General features: G+C 39.3%; 10 protein-coding genes and 2 pseudogenes. 6 read left to right on the forward strand and 6 right to left on the reverse strand.

The genetic code is table 11. From position 1 onward, the window contains the following. Together EA365_08430 and acs are read left to right on the forward strand one after the other, a co-directional pair. The coding region (locus EA365_08430; protein TVQ45181.1) for a WD40 repeat domain-containing protein at positions 1-194 on the forward strand (194 nt) is incomplete at its 5' end. A 272-nt stretch (positions 195-466) separates the two neighbouring features. Then, positions 467-2434, forward strand: coding sequence for an acetate--CoA ligase (gene acs, locus EA365_08435; protein ID TVQ45182.1), 1968 nt, complete (start codon positions 467-469; stop codon positions 2432-2434). A 107-nt stretch (positions 2435-2541) separates the two neighbouring features. Here the strand turns inward: acs and EA365_08440 are convergent, their stop codons facing one another. Both EA365_08440 and EA365_08445 read right to left on the reverse strand, forming a co-directional pair. Further along, complete coding sequence (locus EA365_08440) at positions 2542-3705, reverse strand: pyridoxal phosphate-dependent aminotransferase (protein ID TVQ45183.1); 1164 nt, start codon at positions 3703-3705, stop codon at positions 2542-2544. Positions 3706-3790: 85 nt separating this feature from the next. Further along, positions 3791-4095: pseudogene (locus EA365_08445) on the reverse strand (hopanoid biosynthesis associated radical SAM protein HpnJ). A 72-nt stretch (positions 4096-4167) separates the two neighbouring features. Here EA365_08445 and EA365_08450 point away from each other — a divergent pair. After that, positions 4168-4803: a bifunctional 4-hydroxy-2-oxoglutarate aldolase/2-dehydro-3-deoxy-phosphogluconate aldolase gene (locus EA365_08450; GenBank protein TVQ45184.1), complete on the forward strand. Its 636-nt coding sequence runs from the start codon at positions 4168-4170 to the stop codon at positions 4801-4803. 35 nt (positions 4804-4838) lie between these two features. On the opposite strand, the gene xth is transcribed toward EA365_08450, so the two are convergent. Continuing rightward, entirely contained in the window at positions 4839-5633 is a 795-nt protein-coding gene (gene xth, locus EA365_08455) for an exodeoxyribonuclease III (GenBank protein ID TVQ45185.1), read from the reverse strand. Between the two features lie 11 nt (positions 5634-5644). Between xth and EA365_08460 the strand changes: the two genes are divergently transcribed. Continuing rightward, positions 5645-6370 carry an rRNA pseudouridine synthase gene (locus EA365_08460; protein TVQ45186.1) on the forward strand — a complete coding sequence of 242 codons (726 nt, stop codon included), beginning with the start codon at positions 5645-5647 and terminating at the stop codon, positions 6368-6370. 73 nt (positions 6371-6443) lie between these two features. On the opposite strand, the pseudogene EA365_08465 reads toward EA365_08460, so the two are convergent. Further along, a pseudogene (locus EA365_08465) lies at positions 6444-6780 on the reverse strand (flagellar biosynthesis protein FlgM). Between the two features lie 40 nt (positions 6781-6820). Here EA365_08465 and cobJ point away from each other — a divergent pair. After that, positions 6821-8557, forward strand: a complete 1737-nt coding sequence (gene cobJ / locus EA365_08470; GenBank protein TVQ45187.1) for a precorrin-3B C(17)-methyltransferase — start codon at positions 6821-6823, stop codon at positions 8555-8557. Positions 8558-8737: 180 nt separating this feature from the next. Here cobJ and EA365_08475 read toward each other — a convergent pair whose 3' ends face one another. Both EA365_08475 and EA365_08480 read right to left on the reverse strand, forming a co-directional pair. Further along, positions 8738-10297 carry a diguanylate cyclase gene (locus EA365_08475; protein TVQ45188.1) on the reverse strand — a complete coding sequence of 520 codons (1560 nt, stop codon included), beginning with the start codon at positions 10295-10297 and terminating at the stop codon, positions 8738-8740. A gap of 772 nt (positions 10298-11069) precedes the next feature. Continuing rightward, positions 11070-12962, reverse strand: a complete 1893-nt coding sequence (locus EA365_08480) for a S9 family peptidase (GenBank protein ID TVQ45189.1) — start codon at positions 12960-12962, stop codon at positions 11070-11072. Positions 12963-13141: 179 nt separating this feature from the next. Here EA365_08480 and EA365_08485 point away from each other — a divergent pair, with 179 nt between their 5' ends. Beyond that, positions 13142-16108: a histidine kinase gene (locus tag EA365_08485; protein ID TVQ45190.1), complete on the forward strand. Its 2967-nt coding sequence runs from the start codon at positions 13142-13144 to the stop codon at positions 16106-16108. Positions 16109-16466 lie beyond the last annotated feature (358 nt).

Consider the following 16466-nt stretch of genomic DNA (forward strand, 5'->3'; position numbering starts at 1 on the left):
GTCGCTTTTTAGCTAGTGGTAGTTGGGATAAAACTCTCAAAATTTGGCATGTAGAAACAGGAAAATTAATACGTACCCTAACAGGTCATTCTAATTGGGTTAACTCAGTAAATTATAGTCCCGATGGTCGCTTTTTAGCTAGTGGTAGTCGTGATAATACTATCAGAATTTGGCGAGTAGATAGAAACAATTAGATAGGATTATGAGTGGGCAAGATGGGCGTAGCAATGGACGTAGCAACCGTAATCAAGCCCTCGACTGATTTACTTTCTTAGGGGTTGCGATGGCTTCCCTGATCCTCGCCATGACACATAGCAAATGATTGGTTAATTGGTAAAATAAAAATTTTGTGTTTCTAAATAGAGAATGTAATTATCACCTACAAAAAAACTCTTAACAATTCTCAACATCTTATCTGAAGCCAAAAAACGCACAATAGTTTTAGGTACAAACAGAAGAAAAAACGATGTCACAACCAACTATTGAATCAATACTGCAAGAAAAACGCTTATTTAACCCACCTGCTGAATTTGCAGCCCGGGCCCAAGTTAAAAGCTTTACTGACTATCAACAACTCTACGAACAAGCTAAAGCAGATCCTGTGGGTTTTTGGGAAAAACTTGCCAAAGAAGAATTGCACTGGTTACAACCTTGGGATACCGTCTTAGACTGGCAACCACCAGAAGTAAAATGGTTTACGGGGGGTAAGATTAATATTGCCTATAACTGTTTAGATCGCCATCTTGACACTTGGCGACGGAATAAAGCCGCGATTATCTGGGAAGGAGAACCGGGAGACTCTCGTACTCTTACTTATGCACAGTTACATAGAGAAGTTTGTCAATTTGCCAACGTTTTAAAACAACTAGGAGTACAAAAAGGCGATCGCGTCGGTATTTATTTACCCATGATTCCCGAAGCGGCGATCGCTATGTTAGCTTGTGCGCGCATTGGCGCACCCCATACCGTAGTTTTTGGCGGATTTAGCGCCGAAGCCCTCAAAGACAGACTAGTAGATGCCCAAGCCAAACTAGTAGTTACCGCTGATGGAGGGTGGCGCAAAGACAAAATGATTCCCCTCAAAGAACAAGTAGATTTAGCCTTAGCCCATGATGGTGTACCCACAGTAGAAAACGTCTTAGTAGTTGAGCGTACTAAACAAAAGATTCACATGGAACCCGGAAGGGATCACTGGTGGCACGATTTAAGAGAGGGAATCTCCGCAGATTGTCCCGTTGAACCCTGCGATAGTGAAGATTTGTTATTTATTCTCTACACCAGTGGAACTACAGGAAAACCTAAAGGAGTAGTACATACCACAGGAGGTTATAACCTCTATAGTCACATTACCACTAAATGGATCTTTGACTTGCAAGATACCGACGTCTATTGGTGTACCGCTGATGTGGGTTGGATAACAGGTCATAGTTATATCGTCTATGGACCACTATCTAACGGTGCAACTACAGTTATGTATGAAGGCGTACCCCGTCCGAGTAATCCTGGCTGTTTTTGGGATGTGATTGAAAAATACGGCGTCAATATCTTTTATACCGCACCTACAGCGATTCGGGCTTTTATTAAAATGGGTGAACACCACCCCAACGCGCGCAATCTCTCCTCTTTAAGACTTTTAGGTACAGTAGGAGAACCCATTAACCCCGAAGCCTGGATCTGGTATCATCGGATTATTGGGGGTGGGCGTTGTCCCATCGTCGATACCTGGTGGCAAACCGAAACAGGGGGAGTGATGATAACTCCCCTACCCGGGGCTACACCTACTAAACCAGGTTCAGCAACCCTACCCTTTCCCGGGATTATCGCTGATGTAGTTGACTTAGAAGGAAATCCCGTGGCTGATAATGAAGGAGGTTATCTCGTTATTAAACATCCTTGGCCCGGTATGATGCGTACAGTCTATGGTGACGCCGATCGCTTTCGACGCACTTATTGGGAACATATACCCCCCAAAGACGGACAATACCTTTATTTCGCAGGAGATGGGGCCCGTCGAGATGAACAAGGCTATTTCTGGGTTATGGGACGCGTTGACGACGTGATTAGCGTTTCAGGTCACCGTTTAGGTACAATGGAGATAGAATCTGCCTTAGTTTCTCATCCTGCTGTAGCTGAAGCCGCCGTAGTAGGTTGTCCCGACGAAGTTAAAGGAGAAGACATCGTCGCTTTTGTGACTTTGGAAAATAATTATCACCCTGATGAGTCTCTAGCGGAAGAATTAAAACACCACGTAGTCCAAGAAATTGGGGCGATCGCTCGTCCCGGTCAAATTCGCTTTACCGAGGGTATGCCCAAAACTCGCTCAGGTAAAATTATGCGGAGATTATTACGTAATCTAGCAGCTGGACAAGACGCCCTTGGGGACACTTCTACCCTAGAAGATCGTAGCGTTTTAGATAAACTGCGGGAAGAGTAGGGGCGCCCATCAAAAGCGCCCTAGGGAGGGGAGATGGGGAGAGAGGGAGACAAGGGGACGAGTATATAATAATTCCTTTCTTCCGAATTCCTAACCCCTAACCTTGGTTAAAGACTCTTAACAAACTCGGCTAAACGATCCATCCCTTTTTCAATAGAAGACATATCTGTAGCATAAGACAACCTAATACATTGGTCAGCCCCAAAAGCGATACCAGGTATCACCGCTACTTGTTTTTGTTCCAACAAAGCATCACAAAAAGCTAAAGAAGTCAAACCAGTTTTACTGATATCTATAAAAAGATAAAAAGCGCCATCGGGTTGAGCACAACTTAATTGAGGAATGGCTTTAATACCTGCTAACATCGTACTGCGTCTTTGGGTGAAAGCATCTAGCATGACTTGTAAACAATCCTGTGGACCTGTTAAAGCAGCGATCGCCCCATATTGAGCAAAAGTACAAACATTAGAAGTACTATGACCCTGGATAGTGCTCATGGCTTTGATCAATTCTAGAGGTCCTGCAGCGTAACCTACACGCCAACCAGTCATAGAATAGGCTTTAGCAAAACCACTACTAACAATTGTACGTTGGAGGATTTCGGGATTGAATGAACCTATACTAACGTGTTTAGCACCGTCATAGAGGATTTTTTCGTAAATTTCGTCAGAAACTACTAAAATATCTGTTTCTACGATTACTTGAGCTAAGGCTGCTAACTCTGCTTGAGTATATACCATCCCTGTAGGGTTAGAAGGGGAATTAAGGATAAATAACTTAGTAGCAGGAGTAATACTTTGACGCAATTGTTCAGCAGTTATTTTATAACCACTGTCTTGGGTAGTAGAGATTAAAACGGGAGTACCTCCAGCCAATTTAACCATCTCAGGATAACTTAGCCAATAGGGAGAAGGGATAATTACTTCATCTCCTGGCTCAATTAAGGCTAACATCAGGTTAAATAAAGAGTATTTACCCCCATTAGTTACAATTACGTTTTCTGCTTGGTAATCAAGCTGGTTTTCTGTGCTTAATTTATGGGCGATCGCTTTTCTTAATTCTGGTTCACCCGCTGCTGGACCATATTTAGTTTTACCCTCATCTAAAGCTTTTTTGGCTGCTTCTTTAATATGCGTCGGGGTATCAAAATCTGGTTCTCCCGCGCTAAAACTACACACATCAATTCCTTTGGCTTTCATAGCTTTGGCTTTTGCGGTAATCGCCAAAGTAATCGAAGCGGGGACTTGACTGACTCTCTGTGTCAGTTTCATGCTCTTCTCTCTTACTAACTTTAGCATTTTAGCTTAGCGTATTTATTTTACCTTGGTTCAGAGATTTTGTTTTCTTTTCATCATATTAGGCTTGAGAAACCTTTTTTCTCTCACTCAGATAAGCGAAAAACTCTTTACCCTCTCGTAAACGACGGAGGAGAATTTTAGAATAGGAATAATAGCTTGAGGACGAAAATAAAGACGACGATACATTTCTTCTACCGCTGCTTCTATTTGGGTTGCTGAGAAATTGGGATAAGCTAGAGTAGAAACTTGAATACCCGAATCAGCCACTAAAGATGGATTGCTAAACCTGTGATTAGCTAAGGCTTGTTGGTATAATTGTGTACCTGGATATGGTGCAGCGATGGAGACTTGAATAGTATGGGGGACTCAAAAATAGAGTTTTTAACATTTATACTCCTCAACATCAACCATATTAGCAGCTGAGGATAAGTAAGAGTGAAAAAGGAAGCCTGGTTAAAATTATTGCAACAACAACGAGTCATCGCGGTAATTCGTAGTGGTGATTTGGCTACAGGTATTCAAATGGCTACCGCTGTGTCTCAAGGTGGGCTAAAACTAATTGAGATAACCTGGAATAGCTCTCAACCCGCTCAATTGGTGCAAGAATTAAAGACTAGGTTGACTGATTGTGTGATTGGTGTGGGAACTATTTTAACCCCTTATCAGTTAGAAGAAGCGATCGCCGTTGGTGCTGAATTTTGTTTCTCTCCCCATTATCAACCACAATTACTCTCCATGGGTATTGCCGCTAATCTAGCTATGATTCCTGGTGCGCTTACTCCTACTGAGATTATCAACGCTTGGCAAAATGGCGCTAGTAGTGTTAAAGTCTTTCCTGTTGCTGCGGTGGGTGGTCCTACTTATATTCAAAGTTTACAAGTCCCTTTAGCTGGTATTCCCTTAATTCCTACAGGAGGGGTTACCTTAGCTAACGCACATACCTATCTCAACAGTGGAGCGATCGCCGTTGGTATAGCTAGGGATTTGTTTCCACCTGAGTTAATTTTAAGCCAAAACTGGCAAAAAATTAGGGCAAGAACTGATCATTTTTGTCAAAGTTGTTTGGGGTAGGTTGGGACTCTATTTTTCTGAAGAAATATCAGTATTTATAAACTTAAACTAGCAATAACAGGAGCATGATCACTAGGTTTTTCTTGTTTTCTCGGTTCAATATCAATGAAACAAGAGTTAATCTGCGGGGAGACTAACTCATTAAAATAAATATGATCAATACGCCAACCGCGATTACGACTAAACCCCGATGCGCGATAATCCCACCAAGTAAATAACCCTCCCTCTTGGTTAACTTGGCGTAAAGCGTCTTGAAAACCAATCTCTTGAATAGCAGCTAAAGCTTGACGTTCTGGTGGTGAACACATAATATGGTCTGGTTGAGCAATATTTTTATAAATATCTTTATCTTCAGGAGCAATATTAAAGTCTCCACATAAACAAATACCTTTTGCTGATTGGATGGATAATTCCTGAAGATACCCTTGGAGCAATTGCAACCATTTTAGTTTATACTCGTATTTAGGATCGTTAACAGCAGCACCATTAGGTACATAGACGTTAACTACCCAAATGTCATTAACTAAACCTGCAATCAGGCGTTTTTGACTATCCATATCCTCTATCTTTTCTGCCCCTAAAATCGGTGTAAAACCAGTTTTAACCTCCTTTGGGGGTATTTTAGTTAAAATGGCTACACCATTATAAGCTTTTTGTCCTGATACATGTACTTGATAACCTAATTCTGTAAAAGCATTGCGGGGAAAGTCTGGATCGATTACCTTGGTTTCTTGTAAACAAAGTATATCCACTGGCTGTTGTTTTAACCAATTAACTACGTGAGATTGACGAGTCCGTATAGAATTGACATTCCAAGTTGCTATTTTCATCTAATTATATTATGTCCGAAAGAGTCCAAAAAATTCTCGCCCAATGGGGAATCGCTTCTCGTAGAGAAGCAGAAAAATTAATCTTAACAGAACGGGTTCAAGTTAATGGTAGAATAGTTAAACTAGGGGATAAAGTTGACCCTGAAGTTGACGATTTAACCCTAGATGGTCACAGTCTTAAAACTAAAACACGTCCAGAGTTAATCTATTTATTATTACATAAACCCCTCGGTGTAATTTCTACTTGCTTTGATCCTCAACAGAGAACTACAGTTTTAGATTTATTACCCCCAAAATGGCAATCTCGATACGGTATTCACCCAGTAGGAAGATTAGACGCTAATTCCACTGGTGCGTTAATTTTAACTAATGATGGAGATTTTACCCTTAAATTAACCCATCCTCGTTATCATTTAGCTAAAACCTATCAAGTTACTGTTAAGGGTCGTCCTGACCATGGTATTATCGAACAATGGCGACAAGGTGTCTGGTTGGATGGTCAAAAAACCTTACCCGCACAAATTCGGGTTTTACAACAACTTCCTCATCAAACTCAACTAGAAATTATCCTTCAAGAAGGAAGAAACAGACAGATTCGTCGTGTAGCAGCACAATTAGGGTTTCCTGTCTTGTCTTTACATCGAGTTGCGATCGGTTCGATTTCTCTAACTCTTGATTTAACACCAGGAAAGTATCGCCATTTAACTAAGATTGAAAGAAAAATATTACTTAATTAAGCCAAACTACTTAGTATTTTAACCATAACCGAACTCAAAAAGGTTTTTAGTCCTTGGGAATTCCTTAGCTAATTTAGGGGTTGTTTACTTCAAAAGTAGTGCAACTAGCTATATCTCCTGTTGTTAAACCCTGTTTAAACCATTTTACCCGTTGTTGGGATGTGCCCATATTCCCGCGAAGCAATCGGCTGGTAATTCTTGTCTGACAGAAAGTTGGTTAGCTTCTACTTTGCTAACTCTCCTACTCAGACTATTAACTTGTTGGGAGATACCTAATAAGCTTGAGCAAAATCACCAGGAGCACCATGTCTATACTGTAAATCGTCATAAAAGCTCAAATCAATATAGACTTTTTGGTCAGCAGGACAGTAGAATGGTCCTACGGCTGCTTCTGCGTAACCACAAGCGGAATTCTCTACCTCCTTTTTGTTCTTCTTTGAACATTAAATTATGAATCAACAACTTTTAACCGAATTTGCCCCCCTAGCGGCGATCGCCACAACCCCTAAAGCTATAGCAACCTTAAGTAAATTAAATCTCACCACTTACCGAGAGGATCTTAAAACTCACCTTCGAGAAATTTGGTCAAGTCATCGCGCTTTGATTTTTTGTCTAGCTACAGGTGCAGTAGTGCGCTTAATTGCACCTTTATTAGAGCATAAAGCCACAGATCCTGCTATTATAGTAGTAGATCCAGAGGGAAAATTTGTAATTAGTCTTTGTGGATCTCATCAACAGGGAGGAGATAACCTAACTCGCATTATCGCTCAAATTTTAGAAGCTACCCCTATCTTAACAGGAGCTGCGGTTAACTCTAATCTCCCTCCTATCGACACTATAGGAATTCCCTACGGTTGGCGTAAAGGTAGCGGGAATTGGACAGAAGTAAGCGCGGCGATCGCTCGTGGAGAAAGAATAGAGGTTAAACAAGAAGTAGGCTCAACCCTCTGGCAAGATCATTTACCTTCAGATCATCCCTTTGATTTTAACTCAGAATTACCCGCTAAAGTATATATTACTGCTCACACCAGAGATTTAGCAGCAACTAGCGTACAATGGCATCCTCGTGTACTTTGGGTTGGTGTAGGTTGTGAAAAAAATACTAGTCAAGCATTAATTACTCAGGCTATTTTACAAGTATTTAAATTATATAACTTAGCTCCAGAAGCGATCGCGGGATTAGCTAGTATCGATATTAAAGCAACCGAACCAGGATTAGTGGCTATCTCTCAAGCAGGGAAGATACCCCTAGTTACTTTTACTGCTGCAGAATTAAGTCAAATTAAAGTCCCGAATCCCTCTAGTATCGTCGCCCAAACCGTAGGTACTCCTAGCGTCGCTGAAGCTTCAGCCCTGTTAGCTTCTCAAAGTGATACCCTACTAGTCACTAAACAAATAGCCACTAAAGTAACCATCGCCATCGCTGTATCTCAACAAGAATATACAGGACGTCAAGGTAAACTCTGGTTAGTAGGTATAGGCCCTGGTGCACTTTCTCAGATGACTAGTGCAGCTAAAAGCGCTATAATAGCCGCTGATGTAGTCATTGGTTATCGTCTCTATCTAGACTTAATCGAGTCTTTATTACATCCAGGACAAATTATTGAATCTTTTCCCATTACCGCTGAACAAAAACGCGCCCAAAGAGCGATCGCCCTGGCTCAATGGGGTTTAAGCGTCGCGGTTATCTCCTCGGGAGATGCTGGTATCTATGGAATGGCGGGTTTAGTCTTAGAAGAGTTAGGAAATCAACCCCTAGAAGTAGAAATCTTTCCTGGTGTGAGTGCTTTACAAGCTGCAGCATCCCGAGTCGGAACACCCCTAATGCACGATTTTTGCGCGATTAGTCTCAGTGATTTATTAACACCTTGGGAAGTTATCCAAGAAAGATTAACCGCAGCAGCTAAAGCAGATTTTGTGACTATTATCTATAATCCTCGTTCTCGGGAACGTACCCAACAGATAATCACCGCTCAAAATATTTTTTTACAATACCGTCAACCCACTACCCCAGTGGCGATCGTCCGTTGTGCTTATCGTGTTGATGAATCTATAGAATTAACTAATCTAGCCTCAATGTTAGATTATCCTATTGATATGCTAACTACCGTAATTATTGGTAATAACAGTACCTATTGGCAACAACAAAGAATGATTACACCAAGAGGATATCTGAAGGGGATCTAGGTTGGCTCTCTGGGCACTATGGGGTAAATTGTCTTTAAAGTTACACTTTCTTCTCTTTTGCATCTCTTGCCTATAACCATTCTTGTGAAAGCTTATCACCGCATGTACACCGAGAGACTTCCGATATACCATATTTCCTGAGTGCCTCATTCTTAATTCTTAATTCTTCATTTCCCTTTACTATAGATTACTTACCGACAAGCGATCGCGTCCTTGATGTTTGGCTTTATACAACTCATTATCGGCGATTTTAATCAACATCTGAATAGATAAATCTGGTTTTGGTATAATCGTAGCGATTCCCATACTTATAGTGATATGATCACTTATCGGTGATAACTTGTGGACAATTTGGGCTCTTTTAACTTGTTGTTGAATTTTGTTCCCTATGGCTATCGCTTGTTCAGTATCAGTATTAGGTAAAACTATAGCAAATTCTTCCCCTCCATAACGCGCTGCTAAACCTTGTAGAGGTAGCAGAAAACTGTTTAAAATTGTGGCGATTTTAATTAAACAATCATCTCCCTGGATATGTCCATAGGTATCATTATAATCTTTAAAAAAATCTAGATCACAAAGAATTAGAGATAGGGGTTGTTCTTTGTTTAAGCAATTTTCCCACTCTTGTTGTAGATAATCATCAAATTTTCTGCGGTTAGCAATTTTGGTTAAACCATCTAGAAATACTTGTTTATTAAGTTCTTTAGTATATATTTCTATTTGAGATAACATCTGATTAATGCTTTTAGCTAAAAAACTTAATTCATCTTTCCCCTTAACTTTTAAACGTTGTTCAAGATGATTATTAAAACTAATACTTTTGAGCATTTTAATAATATCTAATAATCTATTAACAATAATTTTATCTAATAAAATAACTAGTAAGTAACTAAACAATAACCATAAAATTAGTAAACTTATGATAAAATATTTGAGAGTTTTTTTAGCTTCTTGATAAACATCTCTGGGTTGAAAAACTTTCAGAATAGATGTTGGTTTTCCTTCTACATCTTCTAGTAAAGTATAAGCAGTAATTTGATGTTTATTAATCTGTTCAATAATAATTGGTACATCTTCGTTATAGAAATATTGCTCAAAAGTTTGTTTAGGAAGTAAACCCTCAATACTAATTTGCATCCTGAGATATGTTTCTAAATCTTGAAGACGTTCAGAAGTTAAATATCTTCCCATTAACAAAGTACCAACAATTGGACTGGTTTCAGTACTATTTAGTATAGGATTAGAAGTAATCATTAATAATCCTTCTGGTAGTAATAAAAAGCCTTGATAGTAACTGTTTTTATCCTGATGCTTTAATAAAAAATTATGGTTACTTAAATAAGTATATAAACTACCAGGAGTAAATACTTCTTCTTGATTGATTAAATCATAACTTTTGGCATAAATCAATTTATTATTACTATCATAAACTAAGAAAATATTAACTTTTAAGTTTTCGATAGAATTATCGTTTAAATTGTTATCTATATAGTCTCTATTAGGGTAAAGAACAAAATTATAGGTATCATTCCATTTAGACCAATCAACATTAATTCTTTGTAATTGCTTGATTTCTTGCTTTAAAATATCACCAACTCTCCCGATATCCTTAGAGATACTTTGTAATTCTAATTGATGAAAACTAGTTAAAATAATATTAGACAAGCAAAAATAAACCACAATAATAAAAATGCTCAAAACTACAGTAACAGATAATAAAATTTTATCTTTGATGATCATCTTGGCTATAGGCACTCAAGGAAAAAGGAACAGGGAGCTTCTGAGCAGGGAGTATAGTTATAATAACTCCGAACTCTTCTTTCTTCCGTTATCCCAGATTAACATATAATTGGGCTTACTTACTTAACTAAGTCATATAGCGATCGCGCCCTTTTGCTTTAGCTTGATAAAGTGCTTGATCTGCTTGTAAAATGACAGACTCTAATTGCTACTTTTCGCTGCAATAAATCTTCTAGAAAAAAAGCTAAATTGATAAAATTATGAAAAAAAATTTTGGTGAGAATCTAAGAAAGTAACCAGAATATCTACGTGACTATTATCATTAGCTTGATCATGGACAAAAGAACCAAATAAACCTAACTCTTGCCTTGCGCGTAGCGCTATATAACTAATTAAACGGACATGATATAACTTATCTTGATTTTTTCTCAATGTAGTAAAGCCTCCCGTATCTATGGTGATAAGCTTTCACAAGAACGGTTATAGGCACTCTTGCAATAGTCAAGAAAATGTAACTTTGTCAGGAGTGCGCGTTCGCGCCGGAAGCGCAGGATTCGCCCTCGCGAGATCCTTTGGATGCGCAGCGCAGATACAATTAACCCCATAATGCCGAGAGAGCCGCTTTAATCATCAATAATTTTATTATAGCGCGATCGTTCTTGAAAGTATCAGCATTTCTCGGATCAATAACGTGACACACTCCTACACCAAATCAAAGATTATGTAGTAGGCTTCTTGTCTTTCACCTGTGTAGATGATTGACCGTTTTTGACTAAGAATTATAGATACCAGAGTGACCTGTTACTTCCTCCATAGGTTCATAACGTCCACCAAGATACTTAGCTAGAAAAGATTCTGCCACAGCGTAGAAGTGTAATCGGTTCTCAGGACGAGCAAAACCGTGACCTTCGTCGGTATAGAGAACGTATTCTACCGGTTTATTGGCTTGACGCATTGCTGCGACGATTTGCTCACTTTCGGCTTGTTTAACGCGAGGATCGTTAGCCCCTTGTCCAATTAATAAGGGTTTAGTAATGCGATCGACAAAAAATAAGGGCGATCGCGATTCGAGAAACTCTTTTTCTGTTTCCAAATTTCCTACACGATGTTGAAACATAGCCATCAAAGGAGCCCAATAAGGAGGAATACTCTGCATAAGGGTAATTAAATTGCTAGGTCCAACGATATCTACACCACAAGCAAAAACATCGGGAGTAAAGGTCAAACCCACTAAAGTAGCATAACCCCCATAAGAACCACCCATGATAGCGATTTTATCTGGTTGAGAGATACCTTGTTTAATCGCCCAATCAACCGAGTCGATTAAGTCATTGTGCATAGCAGCTCCCCACTCACGATTAGCCGCGTTGAGAAAAGCTTTTCCGTAACCTGTCGAACCCCTAAAATTAACCTGTAAGACCGCATAACCGCGATTAGCGAGCCATTGTACTGCTGGGTTGTATCCCCAAGTATCTCGTGCCCAAGGACCGCCATGGACGTATAATACAGTAGGATAGGGAGCTTGTTGACCTTTAGGTAAGCTTAAATAACCGTGAATGGTCAAACCATCTCTAGCGGTCATGCTAATAGGTTGCATGGAGACTAAGGGTAAACCCTCTAGTTGGGGTTGATTGCTAAACAGTAGGGTAGTTTGACGGGAAGGACGATTATAGAGATAGTAATAAACCGGTCCATCGTCGGCGACATAAGCTACTAACCAATTTTCATCGACTAAATCCCTACTGATTATATCAAATTCTCCTTGACCTACTTTCCCTAAAATGGCAAAGTCAGCAGCGATACTCTCATCAAATATTTGCCATTCTTCTTTATCTTTATAGAAAGAAACCGCTTGTATCCTTCTTTCTCTTGGAGGCATCATTACTGAGCTTACATCATATTGTTCGTCTGAGGCGATAATGGTTTCAGCTTTAGTTTTTAAATCTAATGCAATTAACCTTTGGGTATTAGCATCGTGAGAAGCTTCTAGATATAGACTCTGATTGTCTTGGGAGAAGCTAACTATTCCACCTTGATCCTCAGGTCCCCAATGGCGTAAGATTTCCCATTCAGTCTCTCTAGTTTCACGATACAGTAGGTCTGATCCTCCATCTGAGGTAGCGGCGATCGCTGCTCTAATTTTAAATTCTCCATCAGAAGTCCAACTAACGATATTCCCTGGATTTTTGCTATCTAATTCTACTGCTCCATTTTTAAGGTTAACGCGATAAGCATCAAAGGTTTCGGGTTGTTCTAAATTTAAACCTACGAGAATCTCGTCAGGAAATTCGGGATCTAAATCGATTATTTGTGCTTTTACTCCTTGAAAAGGGGTTAAGTCTCTCACTTGTTTAGAGATAACGTTAACCGCGTAGAGATGAAAGTTTTCATCACCATCAGCGTCTTGGAGATAAATTAGTTGTTCTGGTTGATAAGTCCAGAAATAAAACCTAATTCCTCTTTTTTTATCTTGTGTCAATTGTTCTGCTGTTTCTTGACCAAGGATTTGTAACCAAACTTGTAAGACGTTATCACTATCAGGAGCTATATAGGTTAAATACTTACCATCTCTCGATAATCTCGGGCTAGTACGTTGAGGATTACCGAATAAAATCTCTCTTTTGATTAATACCGGTTGCTTGGTTGGGTTGACGGTGGTTGTCATTGACTCTCCTGTAAGGTTTTTTTCTCTCTATTTACTAATTTATAGCTAGAGAGGGTTTAATCACAACCTAGGGAAAATATTTTATAATCATATAGCACCTAATACCTTCTCCCAGACAAAATGTCCCGTTTTAAATCAGCAGAAGTTTTTCTTATCACCATAGATACGGGAGTATCCCGATGTCGTCCAAACCCAAAAATAAAGTATCTCCTAATAGCCAACAAAGGGAATTAATTCCTCTAGTTGGTATTGGTGCATCAGCAGGAGGATTGGAAGCCTTTAGCCAACTACTTAGTCATTTGCCCATAGATACAGGCATGGGATTTATCCTGGTGCAACATTTAGATCCGAATCAAAAAAGCCTATTGAGTGAGATCCTCTCTCGAACAACCCAGATGCCAGTTCATGAAGTAGAAGATGGTATGGTCGTAGAACCAAATCAGGTCTATGTAATTCCGCCTAATCAAATCATGACAATATCTCAAGGAGTGTTGCACCTGACTACTCGCCCCAAAATTCCTAAAATAATGATGAGTATTGATCAGTTTTTTTTGTCCTTAGCAGCAGAAAGAGGTAACAAAGCAATTGGGGTGATTTTATCAGGGGGAGATGCTGATGGGTCATTAGGGCTAGAAGCTATTAAGGCTTCAGGAGGTATTACCTTTGCTCAATCGGAAAGCTCGGCTCAGGTTAACAATATGCCTAATACAGCGATCGCCATGGGTCATATTGATTTTATTCTACCTCCTGGGGAAATAGCCGAAAAACTAGCCAGCATTAGTCGTCATCCCTATGTAGCAAGTTCAGTAACAAATAGAGCAAGCACAGAGTCATTAGAAGTGTCTGATGTTTTGTCTAAGATTTTTAGGTTACTGCAAGTAGCTACCGGTGTTGATTTTACTTCTTATAAACATACAACGATTAAGCGTCGGATTTCGCGACGAATGGCTCTATATCGGCTAGAGAAGATAGATGATTATCTGCATTATCTGCAAGGAAATGATGCAGAGCTGCAAGCCTTATACCAGGATATCCTGATTAACGTCACTAACTTTTTTCGAGATGCTAGCGCATTTGAAGCACTTAAAGAAAAAGTATTTCCCTCTCTATTGCGTAATCGCCCAGCAGATTCAACCATACGCATTTGGGTAGCAGGTTGTTCAACAGGAGAAGAGGCTTATTCTATTGCTATTTGTCTCTTAGAGTTTTTAGCACATCACCCCTACAAACCCCCAATCCAGATTTTTGCTACGGATGTTAACGAAATCGCTATCGAAAAAGCTCGTCTCGGTATTTATCAGCCCAATCAAATTATCGATGTCAACCCATCCCGACGAGAGCGTTTTTTCACCGTTGTTGAAGGTGGCTACCAAATCAATAAATCTGTACGGGAATTGTGTATCTTTGCTCGTCAAAATCTGATCTGTGATCCCCCCTTTTCCAGACTAGACTTGATTAGTTGTCGGAATGTGTTTATTTACTTTGGCACTTCCTTACAAAAAAAAGTATTATCCATGTTTAATTACGGTTTAGTGCCTAGGGGCTTTTTAATGTTAGGTACTTCCGAGACGGTGGGGGAATTTCCCGAACTATTTAGTTCAATTGATCGAAAAAACAAAATTTATAGTAAACAACAGAACCCGATCGGCTTGAATCTGGAATTGAAACAGGATATTTACCCTATGGATACTAGTAGTTCTAAACCTACTGTTACTAGAAGGAGTATCAATGAATTAGAATTACAGTCTTTAGCTGATCAGATTATTTTGCAGCAATACGCTCCAGTAGGAGTAGTAATTGATGCTCAATTAGAAATTCTCCAATTTCGGGGACAAACAGGAGCCTATTTAGAGCCATCCCCAGGACGAGCTAGTCTCAATCTGCTCAATATGGTTAAAGAAGAATTGCGTATGGAGTTGCGAACTGCTATCCAGCAGGCACAACAGAATGGACAAGCTGTGCAAAAGGAAGGAATCTTTCTCAGGGAGAAAAATAGTCTCAATACTCCCGAGTCATTTAAATCTCGCCAAATTCGGCTCAATGTTATTCCCTTTAAGTGGACAGCGACTAATCAGGATTACTTTCTGGTGTTATTTGAGGACTTACCTAACCTAGGAACTATTGAAACAGAATCTAAGAGTAATCGCCGTCATCGCTCTAAACCCAAGCAATCAAGTGGTGAACAAGAGCAAATTCGGCTACTTCAAGAAGAACTCAGATCCACTAAAGCTTATCTTCAGTCGATTATCTTTGAGCAGCAATCAACTAATCAAGATCTCAGGGTTGCTAATGAAGAGATTTTGTCTAGTAATGAAGAATTGCAAAGCACCAATGAAGAATTGCAAACCGCTAAAGAAGAGATTCAAGCTACTAATGAAGAGCTTAGCACCATTAACGATGAATTATACCGACGCAATGCCTTTTCTACTGAGATTAGCAACGATTTACAAAATTTATTAGGTAATATCAATATTCCCATTTTAATGTTAGAAAGCGATCTACGCATTCGACGCTTTACAGCAACAGCTGCTCATCTATTTAACCTAATTCCTACAGATATCGGTCGCTCCTTTGGAGATATTAAACATAATCTCAATATTGCTAATTTAGAAAAACATATCTCAGATGTGATTAATACCCTCAATTTATATCACCAAGAAGTTCAAGATCTAGAAGGACATTGGTATGACTTGTGGATTCGTCCTTATCGTACCCTAGACAACCGTATTGATGGTGCTGTAATAGTCTTGGTAGATATTGATACCCTCAAATATAGCGCAGAACAGGTTAAAATAGCCAGAGATTATGCAGAGGCGATCGTCGAAACGGTACGCCAATCTCTGATAGTATTGACTAAAGATTTTCAGATAGTCAAAGCAAACCAAGTCTTTTATGATACTTTTGATATATCACCGAGTGAGACTCAAGATCGTCAATTCTTTGAGTTAAATAATGGTCAATGGAATATTCCCCGACTACGATTACTCCTAGAAGAACTCTTAATCGAGCATACTGAGATCCAAAATTTTAAGATAGAGCATGATTTTGAAAATGTAGGACGAAGAATAATTTTGCTTAATGCGCGCATTATGCCACCCTTAGAAGGCAGAGAATTGATTCTTTTAGCACTAGAAAATATTACTTAGATCTTGCATCCTATTGGCACAAATTTCAGTCGTTTTAACTAAAATGTCGAAAAGAATTCCCCATTCTCTTAGTAGGTTTTGGGGAACTTAATAAGATGGTGACCTAACAAAATAGAGCAAAAAGGTGGAAAGATAATACTTTTAGACACAAAGCAACTATCATTGTTTTTTTCTATGTTCTATTCCGTTAATATGATTTTTGTTCTATAGTTAAGATATGATAGAAACTAATTAAGCCTTGATAACTAGGGTAAAAAATGGACATATCCTCAGAAATAGAAGCCGTATATCAACGAGCTTTGTTCTTGCGTCAGCGTGCTACTGAGTCGCCTGTACAACCAGAACTAGTGGAGGATGC

Origin of the sequence: Gloeocapsa sp. DLM2.Bin57 (assembly GCA_007693955.1) — a bacterium.
Lineage (GTDB): Bacteria > Cyanobacteriota > Cyanobacteriia > Cyanobacteriales > Gloeocapsaceae > Gloeocapsa.

Coding starts and splice junctions, on each gene's coding strand:
- acs (TVQ45182.1), top strand. CDS start 467: ATGTCACAACCAACTATTGAATCAATACTGCAAGAAAAACGCTTATTT.
- EA365_08440 (TVQ45183.1), bottom strand. CDS start 3,705: ATGAAACTGACACAGAGAGTCAGTCAAGTCCCCGCTTCGATTACTTTG.
- xth (TVQ45185.1), bottom strand. CDS start 5,633: ATGAAAATAGCAACTTGGAATGTCAATTCTATACGGACTCGTCAATCT.
- EA365_08460 (TVQ45186.1), top strand. CDS start 5,645: ATGTCCGAAAGAGTCCAAAAAATTCTCGCCCAATGGGGAATCGCTTCT.
- cobJ (TVQ45187.1), top strand. CDS start 6,821: ATGAATCAACAACTTTTAACCGAATTTGCCCCCCTAGCGGCGATCGCC.
- EA365_08475 (TVQ45188.1), bottom strand. CDS start 10,297: ATGATCATCAAAGATAAAATTTTATTATCTGTTACTGTAGTTTTGAGC.
- EA365_08480 (TVQ45189.1), bottom strand. CDS start 12,962: ATGACAACCACCGTCAACCCAACCAAGCAACCGGTATTAATCAAAAGA.
- EA365_08485 (TVQ45190.1), top strand. CDS start 13,142: ATGTCGTCCAAACCCAAAAATAAAGTATCTCCTAATAGCCAACAAAGG.